Genomic DNA, 19,995 nt, shown 5'->3' with positions numbered 1-19,995 from the left:
GAGGCTGATCAATGAATGATCAGCCTTAATTTATCATTTACCTTTTCAGAATCCAGCCAATAATTTCTGGAATAAAAATGATTATACTTCCATTCTTTTTCCTTTAAAGCAATAGGCAGATAAGCAAACCAGTCTTTTCCACTAACCCCTTCATAAAATTGCTGATCATCTGTCAAAATTAAAGCCTCATAATCTCCCGTTTTGGATATCACTGTTAAATCAGCAAAAGGCATTTCTTCTTTCAATATAAATTCATGAGCATTTTCAGAAGATAGCTGCTTAAGCTTATCAGTAAGATAGACTCCTGATTTACTCACATCATACTCTATTCGTGAAGGCTTAAATTCGCCATCTGAAACTGATTTAGCGTACTCCAGGTATTTCTTTAACAGCTTTGGTCCCGGGAATTTTGATGTTTTGACTTTTAACTGTTCAGGAAGAATAGAAGTCACAATAATAATTCTTTCTTTTGCCCTGGTAACCGCCACGTTCAGTCTGTTTTCTCCCCCATCCTGATTTAACAAGCCGAATTGCATCTTCATTTTGCCTTTGGCATCAGGAGCATATGCTGTACTAAAAATCAAAATATCAGTTTCATCACCCTGAACATTCTCTATATTCTTTACAAAATAATCTGAAGGCAATCTTTTTCCTTTCATTATTTCAGATTCTATCAGATCATTAATAAGATCTTGTTGTCGGGCATTGAAAGTTACTACTCCGGCTGTCTTACCTGGATAATCATCAGGAATTGAGATCAGCAGATCAATCACTTTTTGTGCCTCGACTTCGTTTTTGTGGTCAGACCAGGTACCTTCTACCTTTATATAATCAATTGCACCTTCATTTTGATTCACATCCTTTAAATTAGGAAGTAGCCTTAAATTATTATTATAAAATTCCTTATTTGAAAAAGAGATTAGATCCGGGGTTTTACTTCGGTAATGGCCTTTTAATTGTACTGAAGGCAAGTATCGTTTAGATAGATCCAGCAAGGAATCGATATTCAAATCCGGATGATCCAGCTCATCGTCATCCCATCTCACTTTATATAGATCATGAGGCCTCAACTGCTTTTCATCTCCTGCTACAACTACCTGACTTCCCCGGTAAATAGCAGGAAGTCCTTTCTCAACAAAGCACTGACTTGCCTCATCAAAAATAACAAGATCAAAAACCTTTCTATTAAAAGGAAATACTGCAGATACCGTTTCCGGTGAAGCCAGCCAGCATGGAAGTAATTTAAAAATCTCTTCTTCAAAATTTTCAACTAATTTCCTGATGGGCCAAATCTTCCGTTTCTTAGTCACCTGGTGCTCCAGATCACGATAAGTAATCCGATTATTTAACCTGTTAAATTCAAGATCTTCATAGGTTCTTTCTCTGACATTCAGCAAAGTGATTTCAATAACTAATTCCTGCTTTTTCTTTACAAGATATTGAAGCTCTTTGATCATCTGTTTAAACTTAGTCGTGCTAACTAATCGCAATACCGGATATTTAACTTCAATATGCTCTATCCAGGATAAATAAACAGAATTAAGAAAAACAGCCTCAAAATTCAAATTATCATTATTTTCTGAATTTTGATACTCAACTACTTTGTTAAAAACATCCTTCTCATGTGCCGCAAATGATTCCCAGAGCTTATCAAACTCACACAAATCGTCAAAATCATCTAAAACTGCTCTTTCTACTTGCCTGATCCTTTCGGGTTCAGACATTAGCCTGTTAATTAATTTTTCAGTAAAAAAAGTAGTCCATTCTGATTTATATTCAGGGATAACAGCAAATTCATCTAACAACTTTTCAAGCGACGCCTTAAGATCTTTAAAGGAAATATTTTCCAGGTTAAAATATTCCTTAAAGTTTCTAAGGTTTGAAAATTCAATTTTAGCAGTTAATGCCTTTTTCTGGTTGAAAAACCAGGTCTGAAAATTCACCTTTTCATAAGTCTCAGGCAGATCGCTAAGCCACTTTTTATTCTTAATATCCGAGAGGTTGTGCTCCAGATTTAATCTGTTATCTATTTTTTCGACCAAAATATTAAACCCTTCCCGATCATATCTTAGTCCATTAGCGGTAATAACTCGTTTAATAAAAAATTTATCTTTAGAAAAAAGCCTCCACCTGATCCATTTAAAAATATTTCTTCTTTTGGTCATCGCTTCTTCTAAAGCTTCCTGAAAGCGCCCTAACTCAGAAGCTTTTAAGGAGGTCTCCGGACCATATTTTTTAAAACAATCAATTATTACCCTTTCTTTTCCGGACAACCATTTAAGATCTGATTTACCATCGGTGGAGTGGTTTACCATTCTCACGAAAGCTTTATACACCTGCTTACTTTTAATCAGGCTTAATAAATTTTCTATTTGCTCTCTTGAATTATAGATATATTCAGCTTCATGAAAGGAAAGGTCTCTTTTCAATAATGCATTACTAACGTCCTTTACTTTTTGTGCTGCATCTGGCATCTGTCCCAGATATTTCAATATAGTTTGTCTGTCATGAATTGATAAATCTGAAAAGGACTTTCTGGAACTCAATGGATAATTATCCTGGGTAAATTTAGAACCGAACGAACGAATAGATTTTGATTTCTGTAAAAACCCCTCAGTTCGTAATTGATCAAATTCACGGTAATATTGCCTTAAATCTACTTTGGGTTTATTAAGATCTGTTTTTAAGTACAAGTCTTTAATAGAAAGGCCAAATTCTTCAAGGTCGAACAAAGCAGATTTATAATCCTCAAGTTCTTCATTTATTTGATCGATTCTACGACAAGTTTGCAGAAAATCTCTTTCCAGCTGAATTGTATCCAGCCCGTTATTTAATCTTTCAAACTCTCGCAGGTTGTTGATAAGACTATCAATTTTATAATAAATATCCCTCCTGTCTTCTTTAAAATCATGTACTAAAGCTGAAAATTTATCTAAACCTATTTCAGACAACCTTTTGTAAACAACATCAAGAGCTACTCTTTTCTGACAAACGACTAAAACATTTTTACCTCTTGAAATATAATCGCTAACCAGATTACAGATCAATTGTGATTTACCTGTACCAGGAGGGCCATGTACAACTACACTATTTCCATTTTTAACTGTTTTAATAGCATCTTCCTGGAAGGCATCCACCTGAAAAGGCAGAAACAATTCCTCTTCTTTAATAGGAGAATGATATCCTGAAGCCGTTTCTTCATGAAGGATATTTTCAATTTTCTTAGTCATAAAAAATGACTCGACATCCTCGTACTCATTTTTTTCTAACCACTTCAAATAATCAGGTACTTGATAAGAACCTGTTTGAGGAAACAAGCCGAGAACTGCGTTCATTTCCAATTTAATTTCTCCGGGTGATCCTGTTTTTTCTATTTCAGGCTTTAATTTTTCCTGAAAAGTTTCCAATTCGGTGGTAAAAGTATTGGTATTAAAATTTAATTCTATCGAAGAATCTTTAAGAAGTGAATAGATTCTGGTTTTAAAAGAAATATCATCTCCCAGAATATCATCTAGAACCTTGTCCATTAGATTTTCATCAGGTGCCAGATCATTATAGTAGGCATAAGCAAGAATAAATGCCTTATTTAATGTAACTGACTCTTCAGATCGTGGCTTTAAATACCAGTTATTAGATTCCAGCCAAATTTTTACAGGAAAATAAATGAGTGGAGTCCTTAAATATGTTCCATCTGTAAATTTCCCTTCGATAAATGGCCAGCCTATATAAAGATCTCTCGCTCCTCGTTCTTCATAAACAAAGTTGTCCATTCGCTGTAATTTTCTAAGCCTGCTGCTTAATTCATTACTTTCTCCATCTCGAGGATCTATAAATGGACATAAAAATATCTTTTTATCCCTTTTTATTAGACTTTCAATTATATCATATGACTTCCCCTGGGCTGTTACTGCATGAAACTCATGAATATCCAGAAACTGGGCTTTAGGTAGCCGTAGCATCTGCAGTGTTCGATTGGAACCACTGATATTAGTTAATTTTTTAAGGTATTCACGAAGAAGCGTATTCATGTATAATTGATCTATAAAAAATCGAAAATAACAAAAGTACAGGACTAAAACGTCAGGTAAGGTAAAATCCTTGTAATTGAGGCGGAATCAATCGCATAAATTTTGTAAAAGTCTTCTTTTCTAAATCCATTTTCATGCGACTGATAATAAGATTTCATCAGTTTTGCCTGTTTGAACGAAAGATATGGATGTGAAGCCAAAGAATCAATAGAAGTATTTGTAATTGATAATTTTCTGGGTTCAAATCCATTTACTATGGAGGCATGCTTCAATAATTCATCAGCAACAGATTTTTCAAGTCCCCAAACTTCATAAAGTTGATTTGCAGAAATAAAGCCTCCCAGTGAATTTCTGTATTTTATAATTCTCTGACTAAGAACACTACCTATTCCATAGATTTGCTTCAAGTCAATTGTATCTGCCTCATTAATATCAAAAGAGTAAATCTCTTTTGGCTTAAAGGGTTGATGATTTGATTTTGACGAATCCTTCACATAAGGCTTGCTTACCTTTCTCTGGGGCTTTAGCTTATTGCCATATTGATCTTTATAATAAGGATGTATCAAATTATATAAACTATCATTCAGTCCATAAATCTTTTTAAGGTCAGCTCTTTTATAAAACTTCCCTCCCTTATTCCGATAGTTTATTAATCTGTCAGCAAGATAATCGGGCAAACCGGAAGATATCAATTCTTGTCTTGAAGATATATTTGGATCGAGTGAATTATTTTCAATTTCAGATGAAATCTTCTCTGATGTTACATTTGACGAAACAGAACCCTCAATATATTGATATTCAATGCGATAATCGTTATTTTCGAAGAAAATATCTCCCCATTTTAAAACAAAAATATAGGAGATCAGTAAAATAGCTAAGAGGAGGAACCCGGAGGCTTCACTACGATTAAAATAAAATGAAGATAAGAACCTTCTTAAGGTACGGGTGATAAATCTCATGGTTGATAAAGATATAATTCAGTATTAGGAACGCCTGAAATATGACAAATCTATTTAAATTTGATTTAAATTGTGCGTTTTTACTACATTATTACGTGATTTTACGTATTGAAATGTATCTTTGCAGGTAGTATTTTTGGTTATGGTGAAAAATTTTAAATCATTAGCATTATCTTATAAAAACACTCCTTTAGAAATAAGGGAAATGGTTGCTTTGTCAGAAACTGAGATTAAGCAATTATTAGCTCGTTTTAAAGAATTGACTAATGCAGAAGACTTTCTTATTTTAAGTACATGTAACAGAACTGAATTTTATTACAGTTCTGAAGAAATTCTTAATGATCTCATAATTACAGAATTATCTTTACTTAAAGGCCTGTCCAATTCTAAAAAGCTAGCTGAGTATTTCGAAACGATTGCCGATAACAATTTAGCAGTTGAAAGATTATTCAGAGTTTCAATGGGACTTGAAGCCCAGGTAGTTGGCGATATTCAGATATCGAATCAGGTTAAAAGAGCCTACCAATGGTGCGCAGATGAAGAAATGGCTGGCCCGTTCCTTCACAGATTAATGCACACAATATTTTTCACCAATAAAAGAGTAGTTCAGGAAACTCCATTCAGAGATGGGGCAGCAAGTGTATCTTATGCTTCAAGTGAATTGGTAGAAGACCTGAAAAACACCATGGTTAACCCAACGATTCTTGTAGTTGGCCTTGGGGAAATTGGTATTGATGTTTGTAGAAATCTTGCCGGAACTACTGATTGTGAAATCATTGTTGTTAATCGCACTCAATCAAAAGCCGAAGCAATAGCTCTTGAATGTGGTTTCAAAAGCGATAAATTGGAAAACTTACCAGACCTTGTCGATAAAGCACAGATTATTATAAGTTCTGTAAGTTCACAAGAGCCAATTATAATTCCAGGAATGATTAAACATTCGGTTGTTGCTAAATATTTCATTGATCTTTCCGTACCAAGAAGTATTGATACTTCCGTAGACAATATCTCGGGATGTATGGTATATGGAATTGATGATATTCAGGCCAAAGCAACAAGTGCTCTTGATCGAAGGCTTGAAGCAATTCCACTGGTAGAAGATATCATAACCGAAAGCATAACCGAATTTAATGACTGGGCTAAGGAAATGGTGGTTTCACCAACGATCAAAAAATTCAAAAGCGCTCTTGAAGACATAAGAAAAGAAGAGCTTGCCCGTTATCTGAAAAAAGCTTCTGAAGAGGAGATGAAAATAGCAGAGCAGATCACAAAGAGTATGATGCAAAAAATCATCAAGCTTCCTGTGATCCAGCTTAAAGCAGCCTGTAAAAGAGGAGAGGCTGATACGCTTATTGATGTGTTGAATGATCTTTTTAACCTGGAAAAGGAAGAACAGAAGAACCTTAAATAGATTTTTTTAATGTCTTATCTTAAAATATTTTTGTTACCGATCGTCATGCTGACGTTTGGTAGTTCTGTCATTTTTGCCAATTACGAAATTTTTAAAAAAGATGGCAAAGAAGGATTACTAAATCCTGATGGTAAGGTCGTGATCCCTGCAAAGTATGATAAACTTGGTTGGAGTAACGGTTCAACTCAAATTATCGACAACAAATACCTTGGATATAAAAAGAATAACCGATGGGGCATACTCGAGATCGAAGAGCAATCAATTCCCGACCCGGTATATTATTCACTTTACCCTGTGCTTGATAACTATTTTATAGCCGCCAAACCAAATAACAAATCTGAAATAACCTTTGGTCTCATCAATATTAAAGGAAAAGAGCAGATATCCTTTGATTATAACTTTCTAGAGGCGTCAGCAACTAGTGAATACCTTATAGCTACAAAATGGATTGACGGAAAACAGTTTAAAGGAATTGTAGATAAAAAAGGACGCATTCTGTTATCGTTTAAATTTAAATCCATTGAAGAAATAATTGATAACAACTTTATTCTTTCAGAAGATGGAGATTCGTTTTATTGCTATGATTTAGAAGAAAACATAACAACCTCTGCGGTTTATGATAAAATAAATATTTTAAAAGACAGGATTCTTGTTGGAATTCACAAAGGAAAAAAAGGTCTTCTGGATTCAAATGGAAGGGCACTGACTGATGTTATTTACTCTTCGATATCGCTTGATGGAAATGAAATCATCCTTCAGGAAAGTAATAGCATCCACATATTATCAGAATTAAATAAAGAACAAAAGCTACTATTGAATGACCGGCTAATTCCTATAAAGAATAACACGGGATATATAGCTGCTTCGGGAAGCCAATGGCAATTATTAGATGAAAATTTTTCGCCAGTTAACAATATCTGGTACGATTCAATAGCTTTTAGTCATTCTGCAAATTACCTGATTCTTAAAAAAGGAGATAAATATGGAGTGGCAGACAAGTCACTAAGTGTTTTTTCTGATTTCAATTACGATTTTATTGAATCAGCCGGCCACTATTTTGTCGGAGCAAAGCATAATGGTCAAAAATTTGTCTACACCATATTAAATGAGAGGCTAAACCCAATTAATAGCGAAAAATATGATTCTGTAAATATTAATGATAATGGGGGATTCATTGTAAGTAAGAATGGCAAGCAGGGATACCTTGATAAAAACGGGAAAAAGATAACTGATGTTAAGTATTCATATGCAGGGCATTTTGTTGGTGACCTTGCCAGAGTTAAATATCAGGATACTTTCGGAGTCATAAATACAGAAGGGGAATGGGCTTTAATGCCTTATTATTCTTCATTAAAAAGAGTGAACGAGGAAACTTTCATTTTTACAAAAAAACAGCAATATGGAGTTTTTAACCTAAATGATGGAATCCAGTTTGAAACAGGAAATAAATTAACCGTACATCCAGCAGGTATTCTTGAGGAAAGTTCTGATAAAATTAAAGACCTCTATAAATTAAACGGCAGAAGATTATTCCCTTATTCCTTTAATGAAATTCAAACGATTAATGATACCTTATTTTATATTTATAGTGAAAAATATGGTCGTTTTCTGCTAAATAACAAGAGTGAAAATTATAAAAAGCTAGAAAAGGAAATAATTGAATTCGGCGGATTCAGAGATGGCTTTTATTCTGTAAATATTGATGGACAATGGGGATACGTTGATACAGAAGAAAGATTAAGAATTAGTAACAGATATGATACTGTAGGACTTTTCTCTCAAAACATGGCTCCAATTATGATTTTAAATAAATGGGGATATATTAATTTAAGAGAAAAGATAGTGATACAACCAAGATATGAATCGGTTATATCACACAACAACCTGATAATAGTTAAAAGACAAGGACTTTGGGGACTGATAGACAGGCAGGGCAATGAAATAATCGAATGTGATTACAACGAGATTAAAGGTCTTCCAAACGAACAACATTATCTTGTTAAGCGAGGGAACTATTTCGGACTGGTTAACACTGAGGGTTCACAATTACTCTTCCCTAAATTTGATAAGATCATTCCACTTGACAATGGTGATTACAGAGTTCAAAAAAGAGGTAAATGGGGAATTTACGATTCAAACGGAATGAATATCGTACCTGATATTTATGATGAATTGTATTACGATAAGCAAAACAAGCAATATGTCGGTATGACAGAAGGAAAAAAAACCTCAGAACCTGTCGCTAAATATCTTTAGAAAATAATCAAAAAAAAGCCTTCCGATTTGGAAGGCTTTTTTTTTAGATTCTAAATTAATCATCTTTATCCTTATCCTTACGTGAATCATCTGGCCCGGCAATTGAATTTCTCATGTCGGTATCAGATTGGATATTTTTCATTTTGTAAAAATCCATTATTCCAAGATTTCCTTGTCTGAATGCCTCTGCCATTGCTTTAGGTACTTCAGCTTCAGCTTCAATTACCCGAGCTTGCATCTCCTGGGCTTTAGCTTTCATCTCCTGCTCTACTGCCACTGCCATCGCTCTTCTTTGTTCAGCTCGTGCCTCTGCTACTTTCAAGTCAGCATTGGCCTGATCAATTTGAAGTTTTGCACCAATATTATCTCCAACATCAATATCTGCAACATCAATTGATAAAATCTCAAAAGCTGTTCCAGCATCAAGACCTCTTTCAAGTACTAATTTTGAAATATTATCAGGGTTTTCAAGTACTTCTTTATGTGTTTTAGCAGAACCAATTGAGGTTACAATACCTTCACCCACACGAGCAAGAATTGTTTCTTCACCAGCACCTCCTACTAATCTTTTTATATTAGCTCTTACTGTCACTCTGGCTTTAGCTATCAACTGAATACCATCTTTAGCCACTGCCGCAACAGAAGGAGTATTTATAACTTTCGGATTTACTGAAGTCTGAACAGCTTCAAATACATCTCTACCAGCCAAATCGATAGCCGCAGCTTGTTGAAAATCAAGAGCAATATTTGCTTTATCAGCAGATATTAAAGCATTCGTCACTTGCGGCACATTACCACCTGCCAGATAATGAGCTTCAAGCTCATCCCTGGTGAGAGATAAACCTGCTTTACTTGAGGTAATCATTGCATTAACAATAACTGAAGGAGGAACCTTCCTTAACCTCATAAAGAATAACTGAAAAAGGTTAATATAAACCTTTGATAAAAGTGCTGACAACCACAGTCCAAAAATCTGGAAAAACATCAGAAAGAATATCAATCCAATGATGGCCAGCACTACATAAACAACGATCATTACATTCATAAAAATACTTATTTAAAAAGGTGTCTATTTTTGTTTTACCATTACTTTTCTTCCTCCTTTTTCAATGGAAATAATTTCAATTGTCTTCCCACTGTCAAGAAACTGACCTGCAGAATACACTTCATACCTTTCTCCCTCAAATTCAGCTTCACCTGATGGTCTTAATGCTGAAACCGTAGTTCCAACCTGTCCGACTTTCAGTTTTATGTCTGCATCACTTCTTATTTTCCCAGATACAGATGAACTGACAGAAAATTTTTGCCAGACCTTTAATTTAAAGGCAAGAAAAACCATTCCTGAAAAAATAATTATAGAACTCCCAAGTATTATATTACCTGCTGTATCTCCGTGATCAAGATATGCTATTACAATTCCGGTGACCACAACTCCAAGCCCTAAAAACCCAACAATAGTAGTTCCGGGAATGAAAATAATCTCAGCTGCTATCAGAAGAAATCCAAGCAAGATCAACACAAGTACGGGGATCCATTCAGCCATAATCAATTAATATTTTAATAAAAGTAAAAAAATTGCCTTTGATCGAATAAAAAAAAACAACAAATAAATTCCCAATAAAAAAAGACGGCTAAAAAGCCGCCTCTATATTACTAAATTTTTATTTCAGACCTAGTATGCTCTGGCAAAAATAACCCGTTGTTTACTTGGCTTACCAGTATAAATGCATTTACCTTCTTCCATTTCATTGTCTAAAGGAATACATCTTATAGTTGCTTTCGTTTCATTTTTAATCTTTTCTTCAGTTTCAGGTGTGCCATCCCAGTGAGCTTTAATAAAACCACCTTTCTCATCGAGTATGTTTTTAAATTCCTCAAAAGTATCTGCCTTTCTTATATTCTCATCTCTGAAATTTCTAGCGCGCTCAAAAATACTATTTTGTATTTCATCAAGCAGATCTGGAATTCTGTTTTCGATACCCTCTATTTCTACTGTATTTTTCTCCTTAGTATCTCTTCTGGCAAGTTCAACTGTTCCGTTTTCAAGATCACGTGGGCCGATAGCAATTCTTAAAGGCACTCCCTTTAATTCATATTCAGCAAATTTCCATCCTGGCTTATGCGTGTCTCTATCATCAAATTTGACAGAATACCCCTTATCTTGTAAAGCCTTTTTAATATGGTTAGCCTTCTCTGAAATAGCCTGCAATTGTTCTTCCTTCTTATATATAGGTACAATCACCACATGTATCGGAGCGAGGTTTGGAGGCAGAACAAGACCTGCATCATCACTATGAGCCATAATTAATGCTCCCATAAGACGAGTACTCACACCCCAGCTGGTGCCCCAGACATACTCTAGCTTACCATCCTTACCAGTAAACTTCACATCAAACGCCTTTGAGAAATTTTGTCCCAGGAAATGACTTGTACCTGCCTGGAGAGCTTTACCATCTTGCATAAGTGCTTCTATACAGTAAGTTTCAAGAGCTCCTGCAAATCTTTCATTTTCTGATTTTAAACCTTTAATCACAGGTACCCCCATGAAGTTTTCAACAAAATCAGCATAAATATTAATCATTTGCTCTGTTTCCTGAATCGCTTCATCTTTTGTAGCATGGGCAGTATGGCCCTCCTGCCATAAAAATTCCGAAGTTCTAAGAAACAATCTCGTTCTCATTTCCCATCGCACGACATTTGCCCACTGGTTAACCAATATTGGCAGGTCTCTGTATGACTCTACCCAGTTTTTGTATGTATTCCAGATTACTGTCTCTGAAGTAGGACGAACAATCAGTTCCTCCTCCAGTTTAGCCTCAGGATCTACTACTACCCCTGAACCATCATCAGCATTTTTCAACCTGTAATGAGTTACAACTGCACATTCTTTCGCAAATCCTTCAACATGGTCAGCTTCACGACTTAAATAAGATTTTGGAATAAAAAGCGGGAAGTAAGCATTGGTGTGACCAGTGTCTTTAAACATTTTATCAAGGGTTTGTTGCATTTTTTCCCAAATGGAAAAACCATATGGTTTTATCACCATACACCCTCTTACGGCTGAATTTTCCGCCAGATCAGCACGTTTTACTAGTTCATTATACCAGGCTGAATAGTCTTCGCTTCTCTTTGGCAGTCCTTTACTCATAAACTTTGGTACGTTTTTTGTGTTATATTAGACAAATGAAATTTGTTTCGGCAAATATAATTCTTTCCGGATAATTATATCCATTATTGCGTCGGAACGTTTATATTAATGAAAATCAATTAAAAAAAGGGGTTATTATGAACCAATATATTTTTACAAGACGATTAGCAATTATAGCCTTGGCTATAATTAGTTTTACTGTCGAAGCCCAGGTTGTTGATGATATGTATTTTACACCTGCTGACAGAAAAGAAAAAGCGAAAAAATCTGAGAATAAAAACGTTGAGGTTAAAAACAACCAGAAAGCCAGCCCGGATTATGCAATTCTGCAAAACGGAACATCTGAACAATCATCAACTACTCAGATAAACCCGGATTATTTAGGAAGGTATACTAATGAGGTAGTTAGTAATGCTAATTCTGAAGAACCAGAATATTACAGAAATACTGAAAACAACCTTAATAATGTAAATTCCTATAATGCCCAGGGTCAAACTACGCAATACAATAATGCGAATGGAAGATCTCAGGAAGTTTTACAAGATGGTTCCAGAACTATAATTGTTAATAATTACATTCCGACAACTTATGCAAACATGGGTTATCGCTATAATAATGCATTCTATGACCCATGGTATGATCCTTATTTTTATGGAGGATCAGGATGGAATTTTAACATCTCTTTTGGAATAGGTTTTGGATGGGGATGGAGCAACTGGAATCGTCCTTGGAGGAACCCATATTATGGTTACGGTGGTTTTTACGATCCTTGGTATGATCCATGGTATGGTGGATATGGTGGATGGTATCGTCCTACCTGGGGATGGGGATACAGCAATGGCTGGTATGCTTATAATCAAGGATTTAACAATGGATACTGGTGCGGATATAATGCTGGTTTGTCTAACAATTACTATGCTTATAACAACGGAGATTATTATGTAGGCAATAAAAGATTGTCCGGAACAAGACCAGGCGGATCAAGCAGTTCTAATAATAGCTATATTTTAAGTCCTAGAAGAACAGCTACATCCAGTGACAGGGACCAAATTGGTCGTAGCACAAATGGAAGAACTACTGCCAATTCGAGAACTACTAGTGCTCGTACAAGTGCTACCAGGGATAACAGGCTAGCTTCTTATGACAGAGACTCATATAGCTCGAGAAATACAACAAGCAGATCATCTTATACTGCAGGAAGAACTACACTAGCTTCCTCAAGTGACAGGTCTTCTGCAAGAACAAGAGATTATACTAGCAGATCTACAAATAGATCAGGCTATACGCAAAGTACTACTAGAAATTATAATTCTGATAGAAGCAGAAACTATAACACAACTGATAGAAGTAGAAGCTATAACTCTACAAGGTCTACCAATAGTGATTACAGAACTAGAACCTATCAGAGATCAAATAGTTCAGATACTTATAACAGAAGTAACAGATCTACACCTTCTAGAAATTACAATAGAAGTGGTAACTCAAATAGAAACTATCAGAGATCTACCCCTTCAAGAAATTATAACAGAAGCGGTGGAGGATCTTCAAGAAGTTACAATAGAAGTGGTGCATCATCCAGAAGCGGTGGAGGATCATCTTACAGAAGCTCTGGATCATCAAGAAGTAGTGGGTCATCATATAGCAGAAGTTCCTCGTCTAGTAGCAGCAGAAGCTCTTCATCTAGCAGAGGCTCATCTAGAAGTAGCAGAGGCGGAAGAGGTAATTAATTGATCAACCCCTTAATTGATTTAAGAAAGGTGCTTTACATAATGTCTGACATTAGATAGAGCACCTTTCAATTTATAACCTGATCAACTAAACATTTCTACATTCGATATGATTTCTTTAAATAAGATTTATATAACCCTTCTTATTCTAATATTTAACATTTCATTATCAGCACAAACCTATGTTGATATTGTTGAACAAGCATCAAACACTGAAATAAGTGGAACGGCAAGAATGCAGGCCCTTGGTGGCGCTCAAGTATCTTTGGGTGGTGATGTCAGCAGTTTATATTCAAACCCCGCTGGTCTTGGTTTTTTTAATAAGAGATCTTTTGCCCTGACGGGAGGATTAAATTTCATCAGCTCAAAAGCTAATTTTTATAATTCTAACACTAAGGAAAGTGATTTCAGATTTAACACTCCCACACTTGGGATTGTATTTCAAAGTGATGGCAAAAATAATGGATTAATCAAATCTCATGGATTTGGCATATCACTAACTAGCAGTTCGATATTTAATCGAAATGAGTACTTCACATCATCGAATTCTAATGAATTTAATTCAGATTTTTTTGATTATATATATAGCTTATATGATCCAAATCAGTTTAATCCCGAATTCGCTGGTTCAATTCCTGAATTAGCATATAATGCCTTCCTGGTAGATGAAGACGCTCAGGGCTTATATTATATAGAAGATATAGATGGTGAAATATATCCCCCATTACCCTCTTCAATAACATATTCTGCAGATACGAAAGGCCAAAATAGCAGCTTCAATACTTCTTACGGTCTAAACATTAATGACAGAGTTTATCTTGGCGTAGGTCTGAATTTTCAGTTTTTTGATTATACTACTGAAACTTTTTATACAGAAACCAGGAGTGATGCTGCTCTTAGAACAATGAACTATAATCAATTTGTAGACACTTATGGCGCAGGGATAAGTGCAACACTGGGTATTATTACAAGGCCAATCAACAATCTAACATTAGGACTTTCTTATCAAACAAGAACCAGTTATACAGTAAATGAAGATTTTGAAATTCTGGTCCAAGGCATTTTTAATAATTATGAATATGATACCGGAGATGAAATTATCATTTTAACAAATGAAACTGCTTCAATTTCCAGCTATGATTATATTGAACAACCAAATTACCGGTTTACTACTCCAAGTAAAACCAGAATAGGAGCAACATATCTATTTGGGAAAAAAGGTTTTATAACTTTTGATGCAGAGCACGTCAATTATTCCGGAATGGAATTAAAAAATGATTCAGACATCAATTTTGACGGAGACAATCAATTTATAGAAGATAATTATCAATCAGTATGGAATATTCGAACAGGGTTAGAGTATAGACTAACAAACAAACTTTATTTAAGAGGAGGATATGCTAATTATGCTAATCCAAGAAAAGATAATATAAACGCAGCTGCCAAGAAAATATATAGTGGAGGTATGGGTTACAGAAGTGAAAATGGATTTTTTATAGATTTCACTTATCAGTATAAGTCTCAAACAAATATCTCCAGAGCTCCTTTTACTCTTGCTGAACCGTATGCTTCTGAAGTAAATAGAACTGCACCTTCAGCAAAAATGGATAGGTCTACTTCATCGATACTAGCAACAATTGGTAAATCATTTTAAAATAAAAGAGAGCAGTGATTGTCACTGCTCTCTTTTATTTTTTACTGATTTGTTTTTTGATCACCCTCTTTATATTTAAGGTAGTTTTCTATAGCCAGGAAATATGATTGAGCAACTTCCTTCAACCTTTCATTCTTCAATAATTGCTCATATGTCAACCCTGATCTCGTCAGCTTTTTAATTTCATCAATATTATCCTGATATAAGCTTTCCCCATACACGACAGCTCCTTTTACTGCCCGGGTTAAATATAAATTCCTGTGATAAACTCCCTCTTCGCCTGAATATATATTCACATATTCTATATGACGCAGGCTATTATCTTCTGGTAAAGCAGGCACTTCTAATGTTTCTTCATGATCTTGAATATATGAACTAGCTAATTCTTCACTTCTGTCCATATCATCACTTAACAGTAATCTTAAAAAATCGATGCGCTGATCAACCTTCTTCAATTCATTTTGCAGAAAACTACCCGGAATAAAAGCCATAGCATAATTTTCTTTTGTAGGAGTAGTATATCCTTTTTCATCCCTTGGATTATCTTCTTTGGCATTGTAATGAATAACCACAGTAAGGTCAGCTTTGTAATTGTTGATCACGTCGGCACGACCAGTAAAATCAAGGTATTTATATAACTTAAAAAAAGCATTTTTTGGACCTGGATCAGCTTTTAAGCTTGCGCACATACTTTCAGGCAATTCGTCTTCGCTACACATTTCATCCCTTACCCTTATGAAATCTTCTTTATACCATTTGTCAAAACTTTTCCCGACAGCTGATTCACCCTGAACCCTGGTTAGCTTGACACTTGCCAACTCATTTTCCAGCATTTCTCTTAAAATTTCGGCTGTAGCATAGGTCAATTGTGCTTCATAAAAGAACAAATCTTTTCTTTGTCCGATATCTTCACCTTTAATTTTCAAAAATTTAGCTTCTTGTTTAGCTTCCCTTTCACTTCCGGCAAAATGTCCCGGATCAATTGCTACCCGAAGTCCTGCAAATCTAGTAGGTCGGTCTAAAGAAAACTCATCGTATTTTTCAGCGATAGATTTTGGGAATGCTGATGTTCCTTTTCTCTGATAAAAATCAATCGCTTCTTCCCTAGAAGCATTATATATGATCTTCAAAAACAGCGGAATTTCAGTATAATACAATCTAAACTCTGGTGGTCTTCCGGTTCTTTTATCAGAAGGATGTTCAAATACTTCTAAATAATTTTCTTCGAAATTAAAGTGATTTTTAAGACTTTCATGTTTGATAAGCTTCGGGAGATGTCTTTCAATTCTCTTCTTATATAATTCAATATCAACATCTTGAGCAGTACCATTAACAGTAAACAGAAAGACAGTGAGTAGTAATAGGAAAAACCTCATAGTGAGTAAAAATTTGATTTGACAAGTAGAATATTTTAAAAAAATATATCAGAATATAAAATTATTGATTCATTTCTGAAAGAATTAGTTCTGCAATTTCTTTTTCATTTAATCCTCCGGTATCCACAATCAGATGTGCATCTTCATAGAATAGCCTGCGGTCTTTTATTAATGCTTTATATTTAGATTCAATATCAGCAGTATTAAAAAGTGGCCTGTTATCCTTTTCAATAATGTTATTTTCGATTCTTTTAACCAGCACATCTACATCAGCTTTCAGGTATATCAACAAACCGGTATTTTTCAAAATCTTAAGATTATCATTGTAACAGGGAGTTCCTCCTCCTGTTGATATTATAGTACCGGAATTTATTTTTTCTGAAAGCATTTGTAAAGCCCTGGTTTCCAGATCACGAAAATAGCTTTCTCCTTTTACTGCGAATATTTCTTTTATTGAGCTTTTCTCATTTTTTTCAATCCATTCATCAAGATCGATAAAATCATATTCAATTGAGCTGCTTAATATTTTACCTACAGATGATTTACCTGAACCAGGCAATCCTATCAGATAAATCAGGCGTGATAACTCCATAAATTTTTAGCTTATTCTTACCCTAGGATCAATCAAGGCATATAATGCATCAACCAGAATATTTACAAAAACGAAGATCAATGCGATAATCAAGACGGCACCCATTACCACAGGAAAATCAAGACTTTCCACAGCTTTAATGGTTACATATCCAAATCCTTTCCAGTCGAATACAAGTTCTACGAAGAAAGCTCCGGCCATTAAGGAAGCCAACCAACCAGAAACTGCTGTAATCACAGGATTTAAAGCATTTTTTAAGGCATGTTTCACAAGAACCTTCTTATAAGGTAATCCTTTAGAATAAGCAGTTCTTATATAATCTTGTTTTAAAACATCAAGCATGCTACTACGGGTAAGCTGCATAATGATCGCAAGAGGTCGTATCCCCAGTGTAAATGCAGGGAGTACCAGATTTTTTAAATTCAATGTTTTTCCACCGAAAGGACTGTAATCATATAGTTGTCCTGTCAGCCCTAAACCAGTCCAGTCAGCAAGATAATAACCAAAAATCATCGATATAATTATAGCTGCTACGAAAGACGGAAGAGAAATTCCAAGAACAGAACCTGCAACCAGGAAATTATCCAGAAATTTATGTTGATTGACTGCAGAAACAACTCCGATAGCTATACCAAAGATTGTGGCAAAGGCCATTGCAGCAAGAGCAAGCCAAATAGTTGGCTCAAGATTCTCCATAAGAAGCTCTCCTACTCTTTTATTGGTCTGAAATGACCTTCGTAAATAAGGGGCTTTCAAAACCAACACCTCCTCACCCAGGTTTATTAATTCAGTATATTCATATTTATCCTGATTCTGGGGAGTATCTTCATGGATAGAAATTGGGGAAAGGTCCTTTAAATAAAGGTAAAACTGAACTGGCAATGGTTTATCAAGACCAAATTCTTTATTAATTGCTTCTATGGTAGTTATATCTGATCGCTTTCCAGCAACCATTCTTGCAGGGTCTCCGGGTAAGAGGTGAAAAAGGAAAAACACAATCACTGTCACCCCCATCATAACCAGCAAGCCGTATCCTAATCTTCTACCTATAAACTTAAGCATTAAAAAAAATTATCTTTGAATGATTATCAGATGGCTAAAATAGTCGAAATTAATTCGTTATTAAAGTCAATGTAGTAAAAAACTCCTCTAATCAATTAAACTATGGATATCAGCCGGTGATGGAGTATCATTATGATGCCATTTACCCTTTACAACACCATTTTGTAACAGCATTATTCCGGGATTTGATCTGACCATGGCTTTTAAAACTGTATGATCTGTGAAGTAATATGGAACTCCTAATTGCACTTCATGTCTGAACTTATCAAATTCTCCCGGTCCAACTGCTGTTAGCACCATTGACTCTATTCCTGGTTTTAATCCTGAAAGGAGACTATTTATTTCGGAATATGCTTCCTTATCTGTTTTTTCGAGGCTTTCAATAATGATCAACAACTTTATACCTTCAAAGGTTCTTTGTGTTACATCATCTCCAGTTATCGATTCTACACTGTAATCTGTTATTTCAGGTTCTGATTCATCTTTATTAATTACCTCATTTGACACATATTCATATCCTTCATCCTGAATATATTTCCGAGACTTTATCTCCTCCCCATCCTTTACAAATGTATATTCAAATATTGGATTTTCTGCCGGCTGCATGTTTTCAGGAATACTTTCTCCTACAGCATATGGTCGAAAATCGATATAGGGCAAATGATTTATCGCATAAATCCCGACAATAGTAAATATAACAGCTGATGCGATCAAAATTGCATTTGCAGTAAATGACCGGAACATATTCACAAAGTCCTTTCTATTAAAGAATAACCATAAAGACATTATTAAAAGGACAATATCTTTGTAAAAAGATTCCCACGGGGTTAAAGGTATTGCATCTCCAAAGCATCCACAGTCGGTAACTTTATCAAAATATGCTGAATAGAAAGTAAGAAAGGTAAAGAATATGATCATTACCAGTAACACCTTGGTGGTAAGCTGCATCTTGTAGTTAATTAACAAGGCAATTCCAACCAGTATTTCAAAAATAATAATGATAAAGGCAATCGGTAATGCTGCTGGTACCAGGTAGATGAAAGGATTAAAGAAATCTTCTGCAAAAACCTGGAAATACTCAGTCATTTTAATTGCAGTACCCTGGGGATCATTTAGCTTTACCAGGCCGGAAAAAACAAACAATGCACCTACAAAAATTCTAAAAAGATTATTTATAAACGTTTTCATAAAGCAAAAAGTATCATTTTACAAACCCACTTAATATAAGAGCAAAAACTGAATAATTAAGCATATCCTGATAATTAGCTGAAACCCCTTCCGATACAAGGGTTTGACCTTCATTATCTTCAATTTGTTTGACCCTGTAAACCTTCATTAGTATAATATCGGTAATTGAAGATACTCTCATATCACGCCATGCCTCACCATAATCGTGGTTTTTACGCTGAAGGAGTTCCAGAGTTTCGTTTGCATATTTATCATACAATTCCATCAATTCCTCAGCGGGAATCTCTATTCTTTCATCTTTCGCCAAGCCTAATTGAATCATAGCTATTATACTATAATTTATTATTGCAACAAATTCATCTTCAATAGCTTCATTGATCTGTTGCATTCCTTTATCCTGAATGGACCTGATACGATTTATTTTTATATAAATTTGATCAGTAATCGAAGGCATACGCATAATTCGCCATGCGGTACCATAGTCTGTGGCTTTTTTTTCAAAGAGCTCCCTGCAATGAGAGATCACTTGTTGGTATTGATTTATGGTTTTTTCTTCCAAAACTCCGAATTTTGTTCAACGGCGAAAGATAATAA

At 34.9% G+C, this 19,995-nt stretch carries 14 protein-coding genes; 4 read left to right on the top strand and 10 right to left on the bottom strand.

What is annotated here, in order from left to right:
* Positions 1 to 8: 8 nt before the first annotated feature.
* Entirely contained in the window at positions 9 to 4,028 is a 4,020-nt protein-coding gene (locus OO013_RS06080) for an AAA domain-containing protein (RefSeq protein WP_266055807.1), read from the bottom strand.
* Positions 4,029 to 4,072: 44 nt separating this feature from the next.
* Positions 4,073 to 4,987: a ComEA family DNA-binding protein gene (locus OO013_RS06075; protein WP_266055806.1), complete on the bottom strand. Its 915-nt coding sequence runs from the start codon at positions 4,985 to 4,987 to the stop codon at positions 4,073 to 4,075.
* Positions 4,988 to 5,129: 142 nt separating this feature from the next.
* Between OO013_RS06075 and hemA the strand changes: the two genes are divergently transcribed.
* Together hemA and OO013_RS06065 are read left to right on the top strand one after the other, a co-directional pair.
* Positions 5,130 to 6,398: a glutamyl-tRNA reductase gene (hemA, locus tag OO013_RS06070; protein WP_266055805.1), complete on the top strand. Its 1,269-nt coding sequence runs from the start codon at positions 5,130 to 5,132 to the stop codon at positions 6,396 to 6,398.
* 9 nt (positions 6,399 to 6,407) lie between these two features.
* A complete protein-coding gene (locus tag OO013_RS06065) occupies positions 6,408 to 8,654 on the top strand; it encodes a WG repeat-containing protein (protein ID WP_266055804.1) in 2,247 nt (748 codons plus the stop codon).
* A 55-nt stretch (positions 8,655 to 8,709) separates the two neighbouring features.
* Here the strand turns inward: OO013_RS06065 and floA are convergent, their stop codons facing one another.
* From floA to proS, 3 genes are all read right to left on the bottom strand, one after another.
* Complete coding sequence (gene floA, locus OO013_RS06060) at positions 8,710 to 9,699, bottom strand: flotillin-like protein FloA (RefSeq protein ID WP_266055803.1); 990 nt, start codon at positions 9,697 to 9,699, stop codon at positions 8,710 to 8,712.
* 24 nt (positions 9,700 to 9,723) lie between these two features.
* Positions 9,724 to 10,197: an NfeD family protein gene (locus OO013_RS06055; protein ID WP_266055802.1), complete on the bottom strand. Its 474-nt coding sequence runs from the start codon at positions 10,195 to 10,197 to the stop codon at positions 9,724 to 9,726.
* Between the two features lie 129 nt (positions 10,198 to 10,326).
* Complete coding sequence (gene proS, locus OO013_RS06050) at positions 10,327 to 11,802, bottom strand: proline--tRNA ligase (RefSeq protein WP_266055801.1); 1,476 nt, start codon at positions 11,800 to 11,802, stop codon at positions 10,327 to 10,329.
* Positions 11,803 to 11,939: 137 nt separating this feature from the next.
* On the opposite strand from proS, the gene OO013_RS06045 reads away from it, so the two are divergent.
* Both OO013_RS06045 and OO013_RS06040 read left to right on the top strand, forming a co-directional pair.
* Positions 11,940 to 13,529: a hypothetical protein gene (locus OO013_RS06045; protein WP_266055800.1), complete on the top strand. Its 1,590-nt coding sequence runs from the start codon at positions 11,940 to 11,942 to the stop codon at positions 13,527 to 13,529.
* 109 nt (positions 13,530 to 13,638) lie between these two features.
* On the top strand, positions 13,639 to 15,183 hold the full coding sequence (locus OO013_RS06040) for an OmpP1/FadL family transporter (protein WP_266055799.1): 1,545 nt from the start codon (positions 13,639 to 13,641) through the stop codon (positions 15,181 to 15,183).
* Positions 15,184 to 15,224: 41 nt separating this feature from the next.
* On the opposite strand, the gene OO013_RS06035 is transcribed toward OO013_RS06040, so the two are convergent.
* The 5 genes from OO013_RS06035 to OO013_RS06015 all read right to left on the bottom strand — a co-directional run bounded on the left by OO013_RS06035 (position 15,225) and on the right by OO013_RS06015 (position 19,960).
* The gene (locus tag OO013_RS06035) at positions 15,225 to 16,559 is read right to left on the bottom strand and encodes an N-acetylmuramoyl-L-alanine amidase (protein ID WP_266055798.1); all 1,335 of its coding nucleotides are present in this window, start codon (positions 16,557 to 16,559) and stop codon (positions 15,225 to 15,227) included.
* A 61-nt stretch (positions 16,560 to 16,620) separates the two neighbouring features.
* Positions 16,621 to 17,151, bottom strand: coding sequence for a shikimate kinase (locus OO013_RS06030; protein ID WP_266055796.1), 531 nt, complete (start codon positions 17,149 to 17,151; stop codon positions 16,621 to 16,623).
* A gap of 6 nt (positions 17,152 to 17,157) precedes the next feature.
* A complete protein-coding gene (locus OO013_RS06025) occupies positions 17,158 to 18,213 on the bottom strand; it encodes an ABC transporter permease (protein WP_266055795.1) in 1,056 nt (351 codons plus the stop codon).
* An 87-nt stretch (positions 18,214 to 18,300) separates the two neighbouring features.
* A complete protein-coding gene (locus OO013_RS06020) occupies positions 18,301 to 19,401 on the bottom strand; it encodes a BT_3928 family protein (RefSeq protein WP_266055794.1) in 1,101 nt (366 codons plus the stop codon).
* A gap of 13 nt (positions 19,402 to 19,414) precedes the next feature.
* Positions 19,415 to 19,960, bottom strand: coding sequence for a DUF1599 domain-containing protein (locus OO013_RS06015; RefSeq protein ID WP_266055792.1), 546 nt, complete (start codon positions 19,958 to 19,960; stop codon positions 19,415 to 19,417).
* Positions 19,961 to 19,995 lie beyond the last annotated feature (35 nt).

This window comes from Mangrovivirga halotolerans (assembly GCF_026241165.1).
Lineage (GTDB): Bacteria > Bacteroidota > Bacteroidia > Cytophagales > Cyclobacteriaceae > Mangrovivirga > Mangrovivirga halotolerans.
The sequence above is the reverse complement of the archived record's forward strand: the minus strand, read 5'-3'. Positions and strand labels throughout refer to the sequence as shown.

Coding starts and splice junctions, on each gene's coding strand:
- OO013_RS06080 (WP_266055807.1), bottom strand. CDS start 4,028: ATGAATACGCTTCTTCGTGAATACCTTAAAAAATTAACTAATATCAGT.
- OO013_RS06075 (WP_266055806.1), bottom strand. CDS start 4,987: ATGAGATTTATCACCCGTACCTTAAGAAGGTTCTTATCTTCATTTTAT.
- hemA (WP_266055805.1), top strand. CDS start 5,130: ATGGTGAAAAATTTTAAATCATTAGCATTATCTTATAAAAACACTCCT.
- OO013_RS06065 (WP_266055804.1), top strand. CDS start 6,408: ATGTCTTATCTTAAAATATTTTTGTTACCGATCGTCATGCTGACGTTT.
- floA (WP_266055803.1), bottom strand. CDS start 9,699: ATGAATGTAATGATCGTTGTTTATGTAGTGCTGGCCATCATTGGATTG.
- OO013_RS06055 (WP_266055802.1), bottom strand. CDS start 10,197: ATGGCTGAATGGATCCCCGTACTTGTGTTGATCTTGCTTGGATTTCTT.
- proS (WP_266055801.1), bottom strand. CDS start 11,802: ATGAGTAAAGGACTGCCAAAGAGAAGCGAAGACTATTCAGCCTGGTAT.
- OO013_RS06045 (WP_266055800.1), top strand. CDS start 11,940: ATGAACCAATATATTTTTACAAGACGATTAGCAATTATAGCCTTGGCT.
- OO013_RS06040 (WP_266055799.1), top strand. CDS start 13,639: ATGATTTCTTTAAATAAGATTTATATAACCCTTCTTATTCTAATATTT.
- OO013_RS06035 (WP_266055798.1), bottom strand. CDS start 16,559: ATGAGGTTTTTCCTATTACTACTCACTGTCTTTCTGTTTACTGTTAAT.
- OO013_RS06030 (WP_266055796.1), bottom strand. CDS start 17,151: ATGGAGTTATCACGCCTGATTTATCTGATAGGATTGCCTGGTTCAGGT.
- OO013_RS06025 (WP_266055795.1), bottom strand. CDS start 18,213: ATGCTTAAGTTTATAGGTAGAAGATTAGGATACGGCTTGCTGGTTATG.
- OO013_RS06020 (WP_266055794.1), bottom strand. CDS start 19,401: ATGAAAACGTTTATAAATAATCTTTTTAGAATTTTTGTAGGTGCATTG.